This is a genomic window from Psychromonas aquatilis (genome assembly GCF_038155185.1).
In the GTDB taxonomy this organism is placed as follows: domain Bacteria; phylum Pseudomonadota; class Gammaproteobacteria; order Enterobacterales; family Psychromonadaceae; genus Psychromonas; species Psychromonas aquatilis.
Window position 1 is genome coordinate 1 of sequence record NZ_JBAKAZ010000285.1, and the last position, 227, is coordinate 227.

Annotated in this window: 1 pseudogene; it reads right to left on the minus strand. The window is 36.1% G+C overall.

Features of this window, described 5'->3' with window-relative positions:
• Positions 1 to 227 (minus strand): annotated as a pseudogene (thiP, locus tag V6256_RS15585) (thiamine/thiamine pyrophosphate ABC transporter permease ThiP); the annotation flags it as partial.

Sequence of the window (227 nt, forward strand, 5' to 3'; positions counted from 1 at the left end):
AAACATGAGCAAGTAAAATACCATTTAAGCCATAAATTGTAAAAGTCAGTTCACTATCAAAACAAGCAAAACTGGAAGCAAGGATACCGCTGTTTCCATAAATGGAAATCATACCAATAATAGCTACAAGTACCGGCAAGACTAATGTTGTAGAACAGTGTTTAAGTAATAGTGCTTTAGCCCAATAGTGACGCCGAGAAAGTTCATGGCTAATGTGTATTGCTAAC